This is a genomic window from Exiguobacterium sp. s130 (assembly GCF_018619055.1).
GTDB lineage: Bacteria > Bacillota > Bacilli > Exiguobacteriales > Exiguobacteriaceae > Exiguobacterium_A.
In genome coordinates this window covers 333204-351798 of record NZ_JACSNI010000002.1, presented here as the reverse complement: position 1 = coordinate 351798, position 18595 = coordinate 333204, and the positions used below count along the sequence as shown (strand labels likewise).

Genomic DNA, 18595 nt, shown 5'->3' with positions numbered 1-18595 from the left:
ATTAATCACTCTCCCCAATCGTTTGAATAATCGTCATCGTCACACCGACGACGACAAGATACACTCCAAGATCAAACAGCATCGCGGTGTGAAGCGATGTCTTGCCGAACAACGGCAGGTTGAAATAATCATGTGCATGTGTGAAGAACGGTACGTTGAACAGAAGCGCTCCTGACGCCGTCAGTACGGCAATCAACATACCGAGAGCCGTGATCCATTTGTAGTCGAATGGCAAAATCCGGCGCAATGTCTTGATATCGTAAGCAAGTAGGATCAAAACAAGAGCAGAAGCCGTCACGAGACCACCAATGAATCCGCCACCTGGCGTGTAGTGTCCAGCAAAGAACAAGTAGACAGCAAACAGGAAGATGATGAACGTGATAAAGGAAGTCGCGGACTCTAAGATGACGTCATTCGTATGCTTTTTTGCCTGCTTTTTCATTTATCTATCCCTCCTCTTCGTCTGAATTTAATCATCGTGTAAATACCGATTCCAGCCAGTGCGAGAACGGCAATCTCAAACAACGTATCGAAGCCACGGAAGTCGACGAGAATGACGTTGACCATATTACCGCCAGCGGCAAGATCAGCGACGTTATCGATGTAATACTTGGCGATTGAAGTAAACGATCGTTGGCTGAGAGAAGCAAGGGCGACGAGTGTCACTGTCAATCCGACGAGTGCTGAAATCAAGGCATTGCCGAGCTTGAACGGGATGCGCTCTTCTTTCCGGCTGATTTCCGGTAAACGATAGAAAACGAGCAGGAACAAAGCGACCGATACTGTCTCGATGACGAGTTGTGTTAAAGCAAGGTCTGGCGCTCGGAATAAGACGAAGAACAGAGCGACCGTATAACCTGTCACACCGAGCAAGATGATCGATGTCAGTCGTGAACGCGCAAAGGTGATCGAGAGTGCACTCGAAACGAGAACGAGTGCAAGGATGATCTCATACGCGTCAATCGTGCTGATGGGATCAACCGCGAAGCGGAAGGCATCAAACCCGTATAATGCCGTCAAAATCAAGATGACGATGAATCCGAAGATGTAGACGAGATACGACCGCATGTATCCGGTCATGACCGTATCATGGATCTTTGTCGAGGTCTGTTCACCACGGCGTAACAAAGCGTCATATTGATGATTCAAGGAGATGGCATGAGGCATCCGGTTGTAAAACGATTGCCAACGTGGGAGTGTTTTATACAAGATGATGCCAGCACTGATGATCACGAGTGTCAGGAATAATTCAGTATTGAATCCATGCCACATTGAAATATGCACATCAATCTTGCCACCCGCATCAACGACTTGCGGTAAGATCGCTTCGACTGCCGGTCGAATCAACGTATCCGATAATATATTCGGGAAGAGTCCGATGATGACGACGAGCGAGACGAGGACGAGAGGTGGAATCAACATGCCAATCGGTGCCTCGTGTGGTGTTTTCGGTAACTTGTCGTCTTGACGCTTACCGAAGAACGTTCTGCGGACGATCAAGATGCTATAGACGAATGTAAAGATACTTCCGACGACGGCGAGTACAGGAATAATCCAACCGTAAGACGGTAAGTGGAACAAGTCAGATCCTGAAACTTGAAGTACACCTGTCAAGAACATCTCTTTACTTAAGAAACCATTGAATGGTGGAATCCCCGCCATCGAAAGGGTCCCGATCATCGCAATCGTCATCGAAATCGGCATGAGTTGCGCAAGACCACCGAGCTTCCGAATGTCGCGAGTACCAGTCTCGTGATCGACGATTCCCGCCATCATGAAGAGACTGCCTTTAAACGTCGCGTGGTTGATCAGGTGGAAGATCGCAGCGACTGTCGCAATCGTATATAATCCGTCATCTAACGCGTCGACGTGCAAGGCGGCTGCTCCGAGTCCGAGCAAGGACATGATCAATCCAAGCTGAGAAATCGTCGAGTAAGCAAGGATTCCTTTCAAATCATGTTGTTTCACCGCATTGAGTGAACCCCAGAATAAGGTGAATATTCCGACAGATGAGACGAGATAGAACCAGAGCGACTCATCCGCAAAAATCGGACTGAAACGAGCGACAAGATACAACCCTGCCTTGACCATCGTTGCCGAGTGCAAGTAGGCGCTGACAGGGGTCGGTGCTTCCATCGCATCCGGTAACCAGATGTGGAACGGAAATTGAGCCGATTTCGTGAAGGCAGCTAGCAAGAATAAAACGAGGGCGACCGAAAAGAAGGGTTCACCTTGAATCGATTCAAGCGACGCATAGGTCTCACGAATACTTAACGATCCACTGAGTGTTGAGAGAATCGCGATTCCCCCAAGCATCGCTAGTCCACCGAAGACGGTGATCAGCATCGATTTTTGAGCGCCGTAACGAGAACGTTCCCGCTCGTACCAATAGGCGATCAATAAGAACGACGAAATCGACGTTAATTCCCAGAACAGATAGAGGACGATCATGTTATCTGACAGCACGACGCCAAGCATGGCGGTCATGAACATCAACAGATAAACATAAAATGTTCCGAGTGATTCTTTTTTCGCATCTAAATAAAAAATCGAATAAAGAACGACGAGTGAGCCGATTCCTGTGATCAATAGTGCGAACAATAAGCCGAGTCCGTCGAGATACGTGACGAAATCGATACCGAGCGATGGTATCCACGGCATGCGTGCCGTAAAGGTCTCACCTGACATCGTACCAGCGAGAAAGCGGCTGAAATACGAAACGAGCAGTACAGGTACGACAAGTACAAACCAACCGGTATGAATGTTCGGAAGGCGTTTCGCTAGAAGCGGAATGAAAAGACTGATCAATATGGGCAGTAAAATAGCCCCGTGCATCACGGACACGAAATTCCCTCCTTTGTGACATCGACGACCAAAAATGAAAAAGGGACGCGAACGCAAGCTGTTGAAGCTCGGAACTGTCCAGTAGAAGACACAATTCATTTTGTTCGTCGAAGATGTTTCTGAATCAAGTATAGCGTACTTTTTTCCTTCTTGCATGACGTGAAGCGTTGAAGCATAAGGGATAGAGCCATTTTCTCTCTTGATTATTAAATATGTAGGAACACGGCAGAAATAGGCTGAAATTTTTTTTGATTTTTTTCAAATAACACGTTGATCCATGAGAAGAATGATTCAAATTCAAGTAACTCGGGTACATCTACCTAGAGCACAACTAATGACCATAGAGGGGGAACTTTCATGCGAGCAACATTCAAGACAGGTGTCATTTTAGGTGGTCTAGCGGCGATTGCGACAATCGCCTATCAACAATACCAACAACGAAAAACAACTTCAGACGATATTGATCATCGTCCAAGTGTCGACGCGAAACGCGATCCGGCTGAAGTCGGGCTGACACAACTTGATTCCATTCATCGGGCAGATTGGCAAGCGAATGGATTCCCACAAACGCACGCAGAACTCGAACGCCTCGAGCGAGAAGAAAATTAAAAAAGCACGTCTCTCGAATGAGAGGCGTGTTTTATGGTCATTAAGCACTTGTTGTGACTAGGGCACGTGTCCGTTCACTATGTGCAGTATAAGAAGAGAGATGTTCGAATTGATAAAGCGTTAAGGTCGCTGTGCGACGTTGACCAGTACTCGATTCAAGCATTAAATAAGCTTCATTGAAGTCCGTACCACCACCATCATAGCGGATGTGTGCCGTAATCGTTCGTCCATCCGTCGTCTGCATATAAATATCGTAACCCCCGAAATCAACGCGCTTAAAGCTAGTTGCCTCGCTTACGATGTGTTTGAATGTTTCAATCAAAGAATATGTCATCGTTCGTTCCTCCCTTTATTTCTTCCAAAACAAGATAAGTTATAATCAACTCCGAATATTACTTTTCCCATTAAATTGAAGAAATAAACATCAAAAATGAATCTTTTTTAATCTTGTTATGAAACGCGTTTCATACTTTATGATGATGACAGACGGTGCGTAACCGATTGCGGGCGTTAGCCGATACAGAAACTGTATAATCAAAAAGACAAGAGGATGGTCGTGACCATCCTCTTGTCTTTTTGATTATAACTCTACGTTATGGTACACCTGTTGCACATCCTCAAGATCTTCAAGTGCATCAATCATCTTCTCGAATTGTGCGACGTCGTCTTCAGACAACACGACTTCGTTTTGGGCGAGCATGACCAGTTCAGCAAGGGAGAACTCGGTAATCCCTGCAGCTTTCAACGCTTCTTGTACAGCATGGAATTGTTCCGGCTCAGCGTAGATGATGACAGATTCGTCTTCTTCGAGGATATCGCGCACATCAATATCCGCTTCCATCATCAATTCGAGAACGTCATCTGCAGTTTTACCTTCAAAGGCAAAGATTGCCGTCGCATCGAACATATAAGCGACGGATCCGCTCACGCCCATGTTTCCACCATTTTTTCCGAATGCAGCACGAACGTCAGAAGCCGTCCGGTTAACGTTGTTCGTCAACGTTTCGACGATGACCATTGAACCGCTTGGACCGAATCCTTCATAACGCAAGACATCGTAGTTTTCTTCCGCTCCACCCTTTGCTTTTTCAATCGCCCGATCGACGATGGCACGTGGCACGTTGTATGTTTTCGCTCGTTCGAGAACGACCTTTAATGCTTGGTTTGATTCTGGATCGGGTTCACCTTGTTTAGCCGCTACATAAATCTCACGACCGAACTTTGCGTAGATCCGACTCGTATTTTTGTCTTTTGATGCTTTTTTTTCCTTGATGTTGTTCCATTTACGACCCATTTCATATCCACTCTCTTTCCGTAATATCAGAAATCCCTGATTTCCTATGCGTTATCAGTATACCTTAAACTACCTGACAGACTGAACTAAAATGTCGGTCGAACAGTTGAATTTCTACTAAATGCGTTTAAGTGATGCGGAAGAAAGGAACTTTACCGATAGAGAAATATCAATTTAAGGGAGAGTGACAGTATTTGAACCAGGCTGGAGTAGTTCATCGCGCATTATCACCATTCGTTTATGCCTATGATCAAGAGACCGTTCATATTAGACTCATGACGGCTAAAGACGATATTGAAAAAGTTGAATTGATATATGGTGATCCGTATGAATGGGAAGCGGAAAAAGAAGAAGATCGAGATTGGAATTTTGATCCGGAGAAAGAAAAATCCTGGAAAGTGCAACAGAAGTCGATGCAATACAATGGAAGTGACGCGACGTACGACTATTGGTTCATTGCAATCCGTCCAGAACGGAAGCGGGTAAGGTATGGGTTCGAGGTTCATGGCGAAACCACAGCCGTTTTGACCGAACGCGGTTGGTATGACGAAGCGCCACTCGATCATCCGGGCTATTATTTTTCTGTTCCATATGTTCATGCGACGGATGTCTTTGATACACCGGATTGGGTGAAAGATACGGTCTGGTATCAAATTTTCCCGGAACGATTCGCGAATGGTGACCGGGCGAACGATCCAGCGGGAACGAAGGAGTGGGGAAGTGAAGCACCAGCTTTTCAGAATTTCTTCGGTGGAGATTTTCAAGGGGTCATCGATCACGTCGATCATTTACAACGGCTCGGCGTCACCGGTGTCTACTTCTGTCCAGTGTTTGAAGCACCATCGAATCATAAATACGATACGCTTGATTACTTAAAGCTTGATCCTGCCTTTGGTGACGAAAAAACGTTCCGTAAGATGATCGATGTGCTGCATGAGAACGGTATCCGCGTATTACTCGATGCCGTCTTTAATCATATTAGTGAAGAGCACCCAGCATTTCAGGATGTCTTAGAAAAGGGACAAGACTCAAAATTTGTCAACTGGTTCACGATTGACTCTTTCCCGGTCGATCCGTCGATCCCGAACTATGAAGTGTTTGCATTTGAACGGAACATGCCGAAGTTGAATACTGCCCATCCGGACGTCAAAGACTATTTGCTTCACGTCGGACGTTACTGGGTCGAGGAATTCGGAATTGACGGCTGGCGTCTGGATGTCGCTAGTGAAGTCGATCATGCGTTTTGGCGTGATTTTCGAAAGGAAGTCCGGGCTGCGAACGGAACATGTTATATCGTCGGTGAATGCTGGACGGATTCACAACCATGGCTCCTCGGCGATCAATTTGATGCCGTTATGAATTACGGTTTGACAGAGAGCTTTTTGACTTGTTTTGCGACGGGCGAGACGAGCGTTCGTGATTTCTCACATGCAGTCATCCGGAATTTAAACTGGCATTCTCAAAATGTCAACGAGGTCATGTTCAATTTGATTGACTCGCATGATACGCCGCGTGCTCTAACGCGTGCGAAAGGGAATATCGATCGAATGAAGTTACTCTTCACTACACTGTTGACGTTTCCGGGTTCACCCGTCATCTATTATGGCGATGAGATTGGAATGATGGGCGGACAAGACCCGGCCAACCGTGCATGCATGGAATGGGATGAGACGAAGCAGAACCGTGATTTGTTCGATCACGCTGCACAGTTGATCGCCCTTCGAAAACAGCATCCGGTTTTAGCAAATTCCGGAACGTATCATTTCCAAAGGATCGATGATACAAAACAGACATTTGTCGTCGAGCGACGTCAGGGCGAACAGGTTTACTTGCTCGTTGTCAACGTAAGTGAAGAGGCACAATCTCTTTCGCTTGAGGGAACGTATGAAAGTCTGTTAGATGCAACGACGTTATCGGGAACTATTCAAGTAAAAGCTGTGTCAGCTCTTCTTTTACGACACGTTTAAGAAAAAGCAAGTCGTGGATGCGATATCCATGACTTGCTTTTTTAGTGCGTGTGCATTACGAATCAAACGGATGGATCAGTAAACCACTCCGAAGCTTCGGTTCGAACCAAGTCGACTTCGGGGGCATTACTTCTCCTGCATCAGCCACAGCCATTAAATCTTCGATCGAAGTCGGATGCAAGTGAAAAGCGACCGCGGCATGTCCGGAATCCACGATTTGCTCAAGACCGGCATACCCCTTATGACCACCGACGAACTGGATACGTGCGTCCGTTCGTGGATCTTCGATACCGAGTAACGGTGTCAATAACTCTTCTTGTAAAATCGAGACGTCGAGATTCGCTTTCGTCCCTGTTCGTTCAGAATCGTACGAAAGGGTATACCATTGCCGATTGAGATACATCTCGATTTGGTGACGTTTTGTTTGTTCGGCACGTCCTTTGGCGATCGTGAAGCGATGGGCTAGACGTTCGAGAAAATCAACGACGGATTGACCGTACAGATCTTCGACGACACGATGATAGCCGAGGATTCGCAATTGTTCCTGCGGAAAGGAGACACCAAGGAAGCGTTGGGCTTCTTCCTGATCCGTCCGACTGGCAGCGACGGCTGCCGCTGCAGCGCGATGGTGACCATCAGCGATATAGAGGGCGTCGTGGCGTGCGAACTGGCTTCCGATCGTCAACAGATGATGGCGATCGATGACTTTAAAAATTCGGTGTGTGATTCCATCGACAGTAAAGTCGTATAGGGAATCACCTGCAGTAATCGTCGAGACGATTTCTTGAAGCTGGGCATCCGTTTGATGCGCAAGTAAAATAGGTCCAGTATGAGCTTTTAGATGTTCGACATGTCGGACACGATCGCGCTCTTTGTCCGGACGCGTGAACTCATGTTTACGAATTTGATTCGTTTCATAATCGCTAACGGAAACACATCCGACGAAACCGGATTGTGTATGTGTCCCGTCAGACAGTTGATAGATATAATACGTCTCGTCCGTGTCGAGCTGTAAGATGCCGTTTGTTTGACTCTCTTCGAAGGCGAGAGCTGCTTGCTGATAAACGCGTGGATCATCTTCAGCGATTAATGACGGAAGCGTGGCTTCTGCTTTATCGATCCGTAAAAAAGACAGCGGATGACGACGAATCTCAGACCGTGCTTCTTCGCGCGAATAAACATCATAGGGCAAAGCAGCAAAATCTGCTGCATATTTTGAATCCGGTCGTAACGCGGCAAAAGGTTCGAACGTTGGCATGGGGATCACTCCTTTTAAAGTAGACGTGTTTTCAAGACGCCAGGAATTTGATTCAGTCGGTCGAGCGAAATCAACTCGTCCGCATGGTTGTCGATATCGATGATCGTATAGGCAATAGCATCTTTACTACCATTGATCATATTCGCGATATTGATCGACTCTTGTGCTAACACGGAGGCAATTTGACCGACCATATTCGGAATGTTATGGTGAGCAATCGTAATCCGTCGTTTTCCGGTGAACGGTAACTCGACAGCTGGGAAATTGACAGCATTACGGATGTTTCCTGTCTCAAGGAACAGACGCAGTTGATCGACCGCCATGATGGCACAGTTTTCCTCCGCTTCACTCGTTGATGCCCCGATATGCGGCAAAGCGATAACCCGTGGAAGGGACAAGATGAAGGCATTCGGGAAATCCGTCACATAATTAGCCAGACGACCAGACCGGAGTACATCGGCTAACGCTTGTTCATCGACGAGTTCGCCACGCGAGAAGTTGAGCAACGTCGCGCCGTGCTTCATCTTCGACAAGAGTGATGCATCGAGTAAACCCTTCGTAGCGTCAACGAGCGGAAGATGCAACGTGATGTAGTCGCTTGTCGCGAGCAGATCCTCAAGCTGTGTTGCCCGCTGAATTTGATTTGAGACACGCCAAGCGGACTCAACGGACATATGTGGATCATAGCCTGTAACGGTCATGCCAAGCTCATGGAGAGTGTTGGCTAAGTTCGCGCCGATTGCTCCAAGTCCTACGATCCCGATTCGTTTCCCGAGCAACTCCGTTCCGACAAATTGTTTTTTGTTCGCTTCAATCCGCTCCGGAATATCCGGTCCGCGTAAGTTGTTCGTCCAAAGTAGACTGGGGACGAGCTTTCGCGCCGTTAAGAATAAGCTGCCGATGACAAGTTCCTTGACGGCATTTGCATTAGCGCCTGGTGTCGAAAAGACAGGAATCCCGCGATTCGCAAGTTGATTAAGTGGAATCGTATTGACACCGACGCCAGCTCGGGCTACGGCTTTAAGACTATCCGGGAAGCGCATGTCATGTAAATCCTTGCTGCGGACGAGAAAGGCGTCTGGTTGCTCCGTTTCCCGCTGGACGTGATAGTCGTCTGTGAATCGTTTTAATCCTTTATCCGATAAATCGTTCCATAGTTGAATTTGATACATTTAGCGTTCCCCCTGTTCAAAACGGTGCATGATATGAAGCAGTGCCGTAACCCCTTCGGTCGGCATCGCATTGTAAAGACTCGCGCGCATTCCACCAATCGAGCGGTGACCGGCAAGATTGATCAAATCGTGACGCGCAGCGAAGTTCAAGAAAGCAGCGTCTTCCGATTCGCTTCCAGTCGAGAATGGAATGTTCATCCGGCTTCGATCCTTGACGGCTACATGGTTATGAAATAGATCGGATTGATCAATTGCTTCATATAACATGCGCGCTTGTGAGACGTTTCGTGCCGCGATCGTCTCGAGTCCCGTCTCTTCAATCCAATCGAGCACTAATTTCGTCATATAAAGACTAAACGTCGGTGGCGTGTTATAAAGAGATCGCTGTTTGGCATGGATGTCATACCGTAAGTAGGCACCGATCGTGTCAGGAACACGATCAAGCAACTCGTTCTTCACGATGACGACCGTTAAACCAGCGACACCAAGGTTTTTTTGAGCACCAGCATACAACACATCGAATGACTCGATTGGCAATGGTTCAGACAAAATCGATGACGAGACATCAGCGACGAGTGGCACATCGACATGAGGCGGTGTCTGATAAGTCGTCCCTTCGAGCGTATTGTTCCAAGTGATGTGCAAATAGTCGGCTGTTGACGTGAACGGACCTTCTGGAATGAAGCGATATCCGTGATCAGCGGAAGAGGCGAGCACGTTGACCGTGGCGTACAGTTTGGCATCTGCAATCGCCTTCGTCGACCAGCCGCCGGTATCGATGAAATCAATCCGTCCGGTCTTCGTCGCCAGATTTTGCGGTAACATCGCGAACTGAAGTGTAGCTCCTCCTTGAAGAAACAATACGGAGTACGAATCGGGAATCGACATCAGTCTCCGTAAGGATTGTTCAGCTGCCTCCCGAATCGATTCGAAGATTGGCGAACGATGACTCATTTCAAAAACGGATTGTCCTGAATTTTCATAATCGAGTAGCTCGGATTGAGCTTTCAATAGGACCGGGGCAGGAAGGACTGCTGGACCGGCAGAAAAGTTATAAACCGTCATGAGGAACACTCCTTCTTGAATTTTCAGAAAATATGTACCACTCAAGTGTAACGGAATGAAAAATGAGAAGCAATTCCAACTGACGATGAATGGAAAATGAAAACAAAAACATCCCTTGAATCCGTTACGAAGGATCAAGAGATGTCAATTGACCAAAGTGCCATTTCCAACCATCTGACGTAGCACGATAGATGGATACGATCCGGAAACGACCAACGTATTGAGTTGTCCCGTATTCAAATCGGTCTTCTGTCAAACTATACTGGATTGCCGTATCTTCGAAATGATCAATGTATGAAAAATCATCGGTCCGGGATAACCAGCGGATGTTTGCAGGATCCACGTAATGATCGAGGTAGGTCTCGGCATCAAATGACCGCCCTAATGCATCGATGAACGTAAATTCGGGAGATAATAGATGCGAGACTTGTGATAAATCTCCTTTTAGCATAGCATCTTGAAGGTGTTGCATCGTTTGTTCGAGTGTCATGTTACATCTCCTTTCTTCCTGAATCGCTAGTGTAGCATATATAAACAAAAAAAGACCCTGCGTGAGCAGGGTCTAAAAGAAATTAAAGTTTTACAACGTTAGTTGCTTGTGGTCCACGTTGACCTTCTTCAACTTCGAAAGAAACCTCTTGACCTTCGTCAAGTGATTTGAAACCTTCAGATTGGATTGCTGAGAAGTGTACGAATACGTCGTCTCCGCTTTCGCGCTCGATGAAGCCGAATCCTTTTTCTGCGTTAAACCATTTTACTTTACCTTGTTCCATGTGTATTGCCTCCTGCGTGTGACTGGCACACTGATTATTACTACCGTGATCAATTTCATCGAATATAAAGTGAAACACTTCGTATCTCCACCGAACAACAATAATTACTTAATAATATAGCATGCCCGTATCGAAAAAGAAAGGACAAAACAAAAAAAGAACAAAGTAAGCTGTTCTTCTCTAAATACATCATTGATTTAAAGGGTTCATTTTACCTGTGTCGAAAGAGTATAACTGATTCTTTCAATTAAGTCGGAATATGTTCTCTTTTACTACTGAGTTGTCGTAATGTATGCAAAATGAATCCTTGGAAGTTCGGGTAACGTGTCGGTTGTTCCCAAACAGTGCGGAATAACTCGGTCATTGCAGAATGAATAAGTGCTTCATCAACCTGTGTACGACGAAATAAAAGAAAGAGTGTTTTTTCGTAACGATCGTATAATCGTTCGAGCGCAACAGAATCACGCCGTTTGATTTGATTGAGCAAATCAGTGTCTGAATACATAGGTCACTCCTTCTTCGACAGTTTTCTTTATAGCATGCTGTCACTGTAATGTAATGAACTATTATGTAGATTCCCGCTGGATGAATTATGAAACACGCAAACTTCTTGAACTAAAGATAATAATCTAAAGGAGAAAAAATGATGTTACCTATATATATTCGCCCGTATGTCTTAGATGATGCGGCAGTTATTCTTGAGATGAACTTACGAAATCGTGAACACTTCGAATACTGGATGCCAGTTAAGCCGTTACCTGAACAGTACACGTTAGAGGGGCAGCGTGAACGAATTTTTCGTCATCAAGAGTTGATGAAAAAAGATGCGTATTATGCTTACGGTGTTTATTTAACGGAGAATGATCAATTGATTGGCGATGTCTCAGCGATGTTCATCCAGCGTGGACCAGCCGAGACGTGCATGATCGGCTATCAGTTAGATGAAGCTTATGGCGGAAAAGGATTTATGGCTCAAGCAGTCGGATTGTTCGTAGACCATCTATTTGATGTCCATCAGTTCCACCGGATTCGTGCTGAGGTCATGCCGGGGAACATCGGATCAATCCGAGTTCTTGAAAAAGTCGGATTTCGTAAAGAAGGAATCGCGAAACAAAATCTCTTCATCAATGATGCCTGGGAAGATTTTATTCTGTTTGCTCTATTAAAAGAAGACCGGGAGGAGTCACGTCATGCCAATCTCTGATTATTATGCCAATCTACGGCGATATGTCGGAACACAACGTCTGTTTACACCATGCGTCGCAGCAATCATTCGAAACGAAGCAGGGCATATCCTTTTCCAGGATCCAGGTGGTCCGTTTTGGAGTTTACCTGCCGGGGCGATTGAACTAGGAGAATCCCCTGCACAAGCAGTCATTCGCGAAGTCTATGAAGAAACGGGTCTATTCGTTCGACCCGTCCGACTAATCGCGACATTTGGTGGGGAATCGTTTCGACTTACGTACCCTGACGGAAACGAGGTCGAGTATGTAGCAACGATGTTCGAATGTGAGGTAGTCAGTGGGACGCTCGAGGCCATTGATGGGGAATCTAAGCAACTGGCTTATTTTCCAAAAAATGAGCGTCCGCCACTTGCCTTGCCTTATCCTGATCAAGTGTTTGAGAAATCGGAGGCATCGAGTTTTTTCGAGTGGGAAGAACAATGGTTGACTGATTTACAACAACAATATTGTTAAAATCCGAACATTATTTTGTTGTTTACTAAAAAAAGTTCATGAAAAACCTTAAAAACGCGAAAATTTCTTTGACACCATGATAACAGTTCGTTATAGTGGTCAAGGGGCGAAAGATTATCGCCGATATACAAAAAATATTCGTTATTAGAGGTGTTATTCATGGATGTAGTATTCGATTATGAAGATATTCAATTAATTCCAGCAAAATCAATCGTTGGTAGTCGTTCGGAATGTGATACGTCAGTCGAGTTCGGCGGTCGTCGTTTCAAGCTTCCGGTCGTACCCGCAAACATGCAAACGATCATTGATGAATCGATTGCTTCGTTCTTAGCTGAAGGCGATTATTTCTATATCATGCATCGATTCGAACCGGCACGTCGCCTGGCGTTCGTTCGTATGATGCAAGAGCGTCAACTGTTCGCTTCGATTAGCGTGGGTGTCAAGGAAGAAGAATATCAGCTGATTGAACAGCTCGCGACAGAGGGGCTAACTCCTGAATACATCACAATTGATATCGCACACGGTCATTCGGAAGCAGTCATTCAGATGATTCGCCACATCAAGTCGCTTTTGCCAACAAGTTTCGTTATTGCTGGAAACGTCGGTACACCGGAAGCGGTACGCGAACTTGAGAACGCAGGAGCAGACGCAACAAAAGTCGGGATTGGACCAGGTAAAGTTTGTATCACGAAAATTAAAACAGGGTTCGGTACAGGTGGTTGGCAACTCGCAGCACTTCGTTGGTGTGCGAAGGCAGCAAGCAAACCGATTATCGCCGATGGTGGTATTCGGACGCATGGGGATATCGCGAAGTCGGTTCGGTTCGGTGCTTCGATGGTCATGATCGGTTCACTTTTCGCAGGGCATGAAGAATCGCCTGGTGAGACACATGAAGTGGACGGGGTGCTCGTCAAGGAATATTTCGGTTCTGCTTCTGAGTTCCAAAAAGGCGAACGCAAGAATGTTGAAGGGAAAAAGATGTTCGTCGAGCATAAAGGAAGTCTAGCAGATACATTGATTGAAATGGAGCAAGATTTGCAATCAGCGATCTCCTACGCTGGTGGAAATAAATTGAAGGCGATTCGGACGGTCGACTACGTTGTCGTCAAAAACTCGATCTTCAACGGTGATAAAGTATTTTAAGTATGATGAATCCGCTCTTAACAGAGCGGACTTTTTTTGTTTCCTTAGCATAACTCTTCCATAGGAGGGGTATAAGTCAAATGGATCAAAAGATTCGGAATATTTTGGATAGGGAGTGATTGACATGCTATTTGAAACGACATCGTACTTAATTGAAAAATTCGCAACCGTTCGCAACCAAACGATCGCCTTAATCGAACCGCTCGAAGCAGAGGATTTCATCATTCAAGCTAGTTCAGACGTGAGTCCGCCAAAATGGCACATTGCTCATACGACTTGGTTTTTTGAACGGATGATACTACAGGAATATAGTGAAAACTATCAAGTCTTCCATCCGAAATACAATTATTTGTTTAACTCGTACTACAATTCAATCGGACCTTATCAACCTCGTCAACAACGGGGAATGTTGTCACGTCCGACCGTCGAGGACATCATCGCTTACAGGGCATATGTCGATGGACAAATGATCGAGTTCTTGAAAGAAGAACGGATTCCAGAAGATCAACGAAAAATCGAAGCATTGGTCGAGATGGGACTACAACACGAACAACAACATCAGGAATTGATTTTGATGGACGTGAAGTATAACTTTTTCACGAATCCGTTATTACCTGCCTATCAGTCAAAGTCGTTAGAACAGGACGTGCCTGAAAATGCACTCATGGAAACATCCTTTATCCCATTTGAGGAAGGACTCGTCGAGATTGGTCATACAGGAGACGGTTTTGCGTTTGATAACGAGAGTCCGCGCCATAAAACGTGGCTGCATCCGTTTGAACTCGCGACACGTCCTGTCACGAACGGGGAGTATCTGGCATTTATTGAAGCAGGTGGCTATGAAAAGTCAGAGTATTGGTTATCTGATGGCTTTGCGACGGTTCAAAAAGAAGGCTGGAAAGCGCCATTATATTGGATGAAGGATGACGCGGGAGAATGGACGATCTTTACGATGAATGGCGTCGAACCATTACGGCTCGACGAACCAGTCTGTCACGTTAGCTTTTATGAGGCGGATGCTTACAGCCGTTTTAAAGAGAAGCGTTTGCCGACAGAAGCGGAATGGGAATGGGCTTCTCGTCAAGTCGATTCCGTTACGAAGCGCAACATGATGGGAAACGGTACGTTTCATCCAGTCGTAGTCAAAGAGTCAGAGACGACACTTGCGAGCATGTTCGGTAACGTCTGGGAATGGACATCAAGTCCTTATAGTTCGTACCCAGGCAGTAAACCACTCGAGGGAGCACTTGGAGAGTACAATGCGAAGTTCATGTGTAATCAAATGGTACTACGTGGAGGAGCGTGCGTGACGCCTGACGATCATATTCGCGAGACGTACCGAAACTTCTTCCCACCCGATAAACGCTGGTTATTTGGTGGCTTCCGATTGGCGGGTGATATGTGATGCGCGAGACGGTCATTGGGTACGATTTATATACGCCGCAACAAAACATGCGTTTAGAAGTCATCGAAGGTCTGATGCGCGAACAAAAAGTCTTACCGGCGAAATACTTTTATGATCATATCGGCTCCCAGTTGTTCGAGCAGATCACGCAACAACCGGAATATTATCCGACAAGAACGGAACTTGCTATCTTGGAGCAACACCGAGCGGAAATCGCTCAGAGTATTGGGGATGTGCATACGCTGATCGAATATGGAAGTGGAAGCAGTCGTAAAATCCAGATGTTGCTTGAGACGTTTACGCACTTGGATACGTACATGCCGATCGACATCTCAAAAGACTTTTTGATGGAATCTGCTCGTCAATTATCGGAGCGGTATCCTGCATTGCATATTAAAGCTGTTTGTGGTGATTATTCACAAGCCATTTCCTTACCGGTAGAGGAGTCTCAAAAACGGGTCATCTTTTTCCCAGGTTCGACGATCGGGAACTTTGAACCGGAGGAAGCGATGCACTTTTTACGTCATTCATCGCGGATCCTTGAAAGTGGAGATGGATTCTTGATCGGCGTTGATCTAAAAAAATCGACCGATGTCCTTGAACGTGCTTATAACGATGCAGCCGGTATCACGGCAGCATTCAATTTGAACATGTTGACGCACTTGAACCAGATGCTCGATGGAACGTTTGATGTGACCCGATTTAAACATCATGCTTTTTATAATGAAGAAAAAGGACGAATCGAAATGCATCTTCGGAGTCAACTTGATCAATTAGTACAAGTCGGAGACGTGACAGTTCCGTTTAAACAGGGGGAGACGGTTCATACGGAGAACTCTTATAAATACAGTAAAGAAGAGTTTGAGACACTCGCTCGTCAAAGTGGTTTTCATCCGGTCAATTGCTGGATTGATGATGACAAACGATTTAGCGTGCATTATTTAGAAAAAATGTAACGGCGTCATAACTAAAAAACACTCCTACACGTAAGCTTCCGTTAAAAGCATGACTGGGGAGTGTTTTTCATAGATTAAAGTGTCTTATTCGATCCGTGCACCTTCTGGAATCGGATGTTCCGGCACGACGAGAATCGGCATCCATTGCTCTGAACGCCCAATCTCAAGTACTCGTCCGGACTCTTCTGGCGTACGACCAGGTACGTTGAGTACAGCAATCGCTTGTTTTCCAAGCAGCTCGTGGACATCAGGTCGTAGTGAATCCCAAGCGAGTGAAAAAGAACGTGTAAATCCGTCGAATTGTAGCTCAAGCTGAATTGAGCCATCCGTGCGATTCGAAATCGACTGGATCGTACCGACACGAATATCTAAAGCATCAAATAATTCAAGTGAAACTACTGGTTTCATGGACAATGACGTACTTCCTTTCAAAAAGCATAAAGTGAGTTAGGAGTCGAAAGAGACGTATGTCGGCTCATAGGTCTGCCATTCGATATCAAGCGTTTGATGATTTGCAAGCTTCGCTAATTGGCTACCGAGATAAGGTCCAATCGTCAAACCGGATGCGCCGAGTCCGTTTGCTAAGAACACGTTTGGATGATTTTGAAGCGGTCCGATTACTGGTAACGAGTTTTTTGTATAGGGACGTAAGCCGATTCGGAGTTCATCAATTGTCGTTTCCTCGAGACTTGGTAAGACAGGTAAAGCACGATTCAATAAAGCATGCATTCCTTTGACGGTCGGCTTTAAGTTGTAATCGGTCTGTTTCTCATGTGTCGAACCGACGATCAGTTTCTTTTCGTGGATCGAAACCAGGTACAATCCGCGTTGTCCCATGACGACAGGCCACGTCGTTGATGTAGAATCCGTCAAGTCGAGTTGTAGGATTTGTCCCTTCTCTGGGTGCAAATCGATTTTAAGGTCAAGCGGCCGAAGAAGGTCATTCAACCAAACGCCTGCCGTTAAAATGAAGTGGTCTGCCGAGTACTGTTCGTTTTCCATGGTTATACCGGTGACGACTCCTTTGTCTACGACAAGAGAAGCATCTCCTTCTAGTACAGTCGCACCGTGTTCGACAGCCCCACGGATCATAGCGGCACATAAGGCACGTCCATCAACACGTGCACCGCCAGAGACGAATAAGGCATCTTCGATCTGTTCAACGAGCGGAAACAGCGTTTTGACACGTTCTTGATCGAGTCGTTCGATCCGTTCGATGGCAGGGGCTTCTGGAAAGCGGTTTTGCGCAATCGTCTCCATCTTATCGATTTTTGATGTTTCGTGTAAGGCAATCGCTCCAACTTGCTGATAACCTGTGCTCGTCTCGCCGAGTGCTTCGAGTTCAGGAATCAATGTCTTGTAAAAATGAGCACCGTTATTCGCTAATTTGTACCATGCCTTATTGCGTCGTTGTGTCATCCATGGACAGATGATGCCGGCTGCCGCATGGGAGGCGCGACCGGGTTCCTTCCGATCGACGAGTAAGACGCGTTCACCAGCCTTTGATAAATGATAAGCTGTCGAGGCACCAAGAATTCCGGCACCGACAATGATATGGGTGTACATGAAAAATTCAACTCGATTCTATTCAATTGGAATATCTTATATTGTAGCAGTAGAAGATCTGGGCGACTAGCAAGAGTGAGAATCGGATCGGTAGCACATCGAATAATGGGAAATGATGGGGAAAGTGAACTTTTTCGAAACCAATCACGTATACTAAATATACAATTTCTATAAACTGTGAATTAGATGATTAGAAACAGTTGAATTTGGAAACATACCCTTATAGGCATCATGTCCTGTCATCATTGACTTTGAAACGGTCCATCATGAAGGAGGGGAAGGCAATGAATATGAGTCAAGCCATCGTACGCAAACGCTACACGGATCATACTTTATTTTATTCCGCCATCCTAATCTGGAAATTGCTATTCTTCCTGCCACTGCTCATGTTCGTCAACAGTGGCACGGACCATGTGTTTCAAATGTATTTCGTACCGTACCTCACGGTCATTTTCCTATTTCGTGTGATGACCTACTTTGCGACCTATAAAGCATCTTTCATGGAGATGACGGAAATGGGTCTCTCGTTATCCTTGCTGATCGCAGATGTATATTTGATTGCATTGTTCGATATTCCACTTCCGTTTGCTTTAATTATCCTTGCGCTTGCCTTACTCCACTTCAGTGCGGCATTCAGTCGTTTTCGTTGGTTCCGCCGTCGTCTTTGGTTGAATCGGCATCTTGAGATCCTCAATTATTTGACGGATCACGGTGAAGTACCCATTAAAATCGCCGTCATGGCAGAAGATGAAATGCTTGTGACGACGAAGAGTGGAAAAGAGTTTACGTATCGTCAGGTTTATTGGAGCGGATTTTATATTGAACATGGTTGATTGCTATATGAAA

The 18595-nt window shown here is 45.8% G+C and carries 20 protein-coding genes; 8 read left to right on the top strand and 12 right to left on the bottom strand.

The genetic code is table 11. The features are described from left to right. Window position 1: 1 nt before the first annotated feature. Entirely contained in the window at window positions 2–442 is a 441-nt protein-coding gene (locus HZS85_RS05760; protein ID WP_214854251.1) for a Na(+)/H(+) antiporter subunit B, read from the bottom strand. Continuing rightward, window positions 439–2844 (bottom strand): Na+/H+ antiporter subunit A, encoded by a 2406-nt coding sequence (locus HZS85_RS05755; protein ID WP_214854248.1) that lies wholly within the window; start codon window positions 2842–2844, stop codon window positions 439–441. The genes HZS85_RS05760 and HZS85_RS05755 overlap by 4 nt, the downstream gene beginning before the upstream one ends. Window positions 2845–3201: 357 nt before the next feature. Between HZS85_RS05755 and HZS85_RS05750 the strand changes: the two genes are divergently transcribed. Beyond that, window positions 3202–3453 (top strand): hypothetical protein, encoded by a 252-nt coding sequence (locus tag HZS85_RS05750; RefSeq protein WP_023468537.1) that lies wholly within the window; start codon window positions 3202–3204, stop codon window positions 3451–3453. A 40-nt stretch (window positions 3454–3493) separates the two neighbouring features. Here the strand turns inward: HZS85_RS05750 and HZS85_RS05745 are convergent, their stop codons facing one another. Together HZS85_RS05745 and HZS85_RS05740 are read right to left on the bottom strand one after the other, a co-directional pair. Then, window positions 3494–3787, bottom strand: coding sequence for a hypothetical protein (locus HZS85_RS05745; protein WP_023468536.1), 294 nt, complete (start codon window positions 3785–3787; stop codon window positions 3494–3496). 246 nt (window positions 3788–4033) lie between these two features. Beyond that, a complete protein-coding gene (locus tag HZS85_RS05740) occupies window positions 4034–4747 on the bottom strand; it encodes a YebC/PmpR family DNA-binding transcriptional regulator (RefSeq protein ID WP_214854245.1) in 714 nt (237 codons plus the stop codon). Between the two features lie 194 nt (window positions 4748–4941). On the opposite strand from HZS85_RS05740, the gene HZS85_RS05735 reads away from it, so the two are divergent. Continuing rightward, window positions 4942–6714 carry a glycoside hydrolase family 13 protein gene (locus tag HZS85_RS05735; protein ID WP_214854242.1) on the top strand — a complete coding sequence of 591 codons (1773 nt, stop codon included), beginning with the start codon at window positions 4942–4944 and terminating at the stop codon, window positions 6712–6714. A 55-nt stretch (window positions 6715–6769) separates the two neighbouring features. Here HZS85_RS05735 and HZS85_RS05730 read toward each other — a convergent pair whose 3' ends face one another. The 6 genes from HZS85_RS05730 to HZS85_RS05705 all read right to left on the bottom strand — a co-directional run bounded on the left by HZS85_RS05730 (window position 6770) and on the right by HZS85_RS05705 (window position 11487). After that, entirely contained in the window at window positions 6770–7972 is a 1203-nt protein-coding gene (locus HZS85_RS05730; RefSeq protein ID WP_214854239.1) for a DUF1015 domain-containing protein, read from the bottom strand. A gap of 14 nt (window positions 7973–7986) precedes the next feature. Further along, a complete protein-coding gene (locus HZS85_RS05725; protein WP_214854236.1) occupies window positions 7987–9144 on the bottom strand; it encodes a phosphoglycerate dehydrogenase in 1158 nt (385 codons plus the stop codon). Next, complete coding sequence (gene serC, locus HZS85_RS05720; protein WP_214728281.1) at window positions 9145–10209, bottom strand: 3-phosphoserine/phosphohydroxythreonine transaminase; 1065 nt, start codon at window positions 10207–10209, stop codon at window positions 9145–9147. Between the two features lie 124 nt (window positions 10210–10333). After that, window positions 10334–10699, bottom strand: a complete 366-nt coding sequence (locus tag HZS85_RS05715) for a nuclear transport factor 2 family protein (RefSeq protein WP_023468530.1) — start codon at window positions 10697–10699, stop codon at window positions 10334–10336. A gap of 82 nt (window positions 10700–10781) precedes the next feature. Beyond that, window positions 10782–10982 carry a cold-shock protein gene (locus HZS85_RS05710; RefSeq protein WP_023468529.1) on the bottom strand — a complete coding sequence of 67 codons (201 nt, stop codon included), beginning with the start codon at window positions 10980–10982 and terminating at the stop codon, window positions 10782–10784. Between the two features lie 247 nt (window positions 10983–11229). Further along, a complete protein-coding gene (locus HZS85_RS05705; protein WP_035407462.1) occupies window positions 11230–11487 on the bottom strand; it encodes an RNA polymerase sigma factor in 258 nt (85 codons plus the stop codon). 141 nt (window positions 11488–11628) lie between these two features. On the opposite strand from HZS85_RS05705, the gene HZS85_RS05700 reads away from it, so the two are divergent. The 5 genes from HZS85_RS05700 (at window position 11629) to egtD (ending at window position 16183) form a co-directional block, all read left to right on the top strand. Beyond that, window positions 11629–12186: a GNAT family N-acetyltransferase gene (locus HZS85_RS05700; protein WP_214854233.1), complete on the top strand. Its 558-nt coding sequence runs from the start codon at window positions 11629–11631 to the stop codon at window positions 12184–12186. Next, window positions 12173–12679: an NUDIX domain-containing protein gene (locus HZS85_RS05695; RefSeq protein WP_214854230.1), complete on the top strand. Its 507-nt coding sequence runs from the start codon at window positions 12173–12175 to the stop codon at window positions 12677–12679. The genes HZS85_RS05700 and HZS85_RS05695 overlap by 14 nt, the downstream gene beginning before the upstream one ends. A 159-nt stretch (window positions 12680–12838) precedes the next feature. Beyond that, entirely contained in the window at window positions 12839–13822 is a 984-nt protein-coding gene (gene guaC / locus HZS85_RS05690) for a GMP reductase (RefSeq protein WP_214854228.1), read from the top strand. A 124-nt stretch (window positions 13823–13946) separates the two neighbouring features. Then, window positions 13947–15227: an ergothioneine biosynthesis protein EgtB gene (gene egtB, locus HZS85_RS05685; RefSeq protein WP_214854226.1), complete on the top strand. Its 1281-nt coding sequence runs from the start codon at window positions 13947–13949 to the stop codon at window positions 15225–15227. After that, window positions 15227–16183: an L-histidine N(alpha)-methyltransferase gene (gene egtD / locus HZS85_RS05680; RefSeq protein WP_214854224.1), complete on the top strand. Its 957-nt coding sequence runs from the start codon at window positions 15227–15229 to the stop codon at window positions 16181–16183. Before egtB ends, egtD begins: the two co-directional genes overlap by 1 nt. 84 nt (window positions 16184–16267) lie before the next feature. Here the strand turns inward: egtD and HZS85_RS05675 are convergent, their stop codons facing one another. Continuing rightward, the gene (locus tag HZS85_RS05675; protein WP_056061877.1) at window positions 16268–16591 is read right to left on the bottom strand and encodes a hypothetical protein; all 324 of its coding nucleotides are present in this window, start codon (window positions 16589–16591) and stop codon (window positions 16268–16270) included. A 39-nt stretch (window positions 16592–16630) separates the two neighbouring features. Next, window positions 16631–17749 (bottom strand): NAD(P)/FAD-dependent oxidoreductase, encoded by a 1119-nt coding sequence (locus HZS85_RS05670; RefSeq protein ID WP_035407485.1) that lies wholly within the window; start codon window positions 17747–17749, stop codon window positions 16631–16633. A 284-nt stretch (window positions 17750–18033) separates the two neighbouring features. On the opposite strand from HZS85_RS05670, the gene HZS85_RS05665 reads away from it, so the two are divergent. Further along, entirely contained in the window at window positions 18034–18582 is a 549-nt protein-coding gene (locus HZS85_RS05665; RefSeq protein WP_214854222.1) for a hypothetical protein, read from the top strand. Window positions 18583–18595: the final 13 nt, after the last annotated feature.

What these genes read in the sequence shown, in the direction of transcription:
- HZS85_RS05760 (WP_214854251.1), bottom strand. Translation starts at nt 442, where the DNA reads ATGAAAAAGCAGGCAAAAAAGCATACGAATGACGTCATCTTAGAGTCC.
- HZS85_RS05750 (WP_023468537.1), top strand. Translation starts at nt 3,202, where the DNA reads ATGCGAGCAACATTCAAGACAGGTGTCATTTTAGGTGGTCTAGCGGCG.
- HZS85_RS05745 (WP_023468536.1), bottom strand. Translation starts at nt 3,787, where the DNA reads ATGACATATTCTTTGATTGAAACATTCAAACACATCGTAAGCGAGGCA.
- HZS85_RS05740 (WP_214854245.1), bottom strand. Translation starts at nt 4,747, where the DNA reads ATGGGTCGTAAATGGAACAACATCAAGGAAAAAAAAGCATCAAAAGAC.
- HZS85_RS05730 (WP_214854239.1), bottom strand. Translation starts at nt 7,972, where the DNA reads ATGCCAACGTTCGAACCTTTTGCCGCGTTACGACCGGATTCAAAATAT.
- HZS85_RS05725 (WP_214854236.1), bottom strand. Translation starts at nt 9,144, where the DNA reads ATGTATCAAATTCAACTATGGAACGATTTATCGGATAAAGGATTAAAA.
- serC (WP_214728281.1), bottom strand. Translation starts at nt 10,209, where the DNA reads ATGACGGTTTATAACTTTTCTGCCGGTCCAGCAGTCCTTCCTGCCCCG.
- HZS85_RS05715 (WP_023468530.1), bottom strand. Translation starts at nt 10,699, where the DNA reads ATGACACTCGAACAAACGATGCAACACCTTCAAGATGCTATGCTAAAA.
- HZS85_RS05710 (WP_023468529.1), bottom strand. Translation starts at nt 10,982, where the DNA reads ATGGAACAAGGTAAAGTAAAATGGTTTAACGCAGAAAAAGGATTCGGC.
- HZS85_RS05705 (WP_035407462.1), bottom strand. Translation starts at nt 11,487, where the DNA reads ATGTATTCAGACACTGATTTGCTCAATCAAATCAAACGGCGTGATTCT.
- HZS85_RS05700 (WP_214854233.1), top strand. Translation starts at nt 11,629, where the DNA reads ATGTTACCTATATATATTCGCCCGTATGTCTTAGATGATGCGGCAGTT.
- HZS85_RS05695 (WP_214854230.1), top strand. Translation starts at nt 12,173, where the DNA reads ATGCCAATCTCTGATTATTATGCCAATCTACGGCGATATGTCGGAACA.
- guaC (WP_214854228.1), top strand. Translation starts at nt 12,839, where the DNA reads ATGGATGTAGTATTCGATTATGAAGATATTCAATTAATTCCAGCAAAA.
- egtB (WP_214854226.1), top strand. Translation starts at nt 13,947, where the DNA reads ATGCTATTTGAAACGACATCGTACTTAATTGAAAAATTCGCAACCGTT.
- egtD (WP_214854224.1), top strand. Translation starts at nt 15,227, where the DNA reads ATGCGCGAGACGGTCATTGGGTACGATTTATATACGCCGCAACAAAAC.
- HZS85_RS05675 (WP_056061877.1), bottom strand. Translation starts at nt 16,591, where the DNA reads ATGAAACCAGTAGTTTCACTTGAATTATTTGATGCTTTAGATATTCGT.
- HZS85_RS05670 (WP_035407485.1), bottom strand. Translation starts at nt 17,749, where the DNA reads ATGTACACCCATATCATTGTCGGTGCCGGAATTCTTGGTGCCTCGACA.
- HZS85_RS05665 (WP_214854222.1), top strand. Translation starts at nt 18,034, where the DNA reads ATGAATATGAGTCAAGCCATCGTACGCAAACGCTACACGGATCATACT.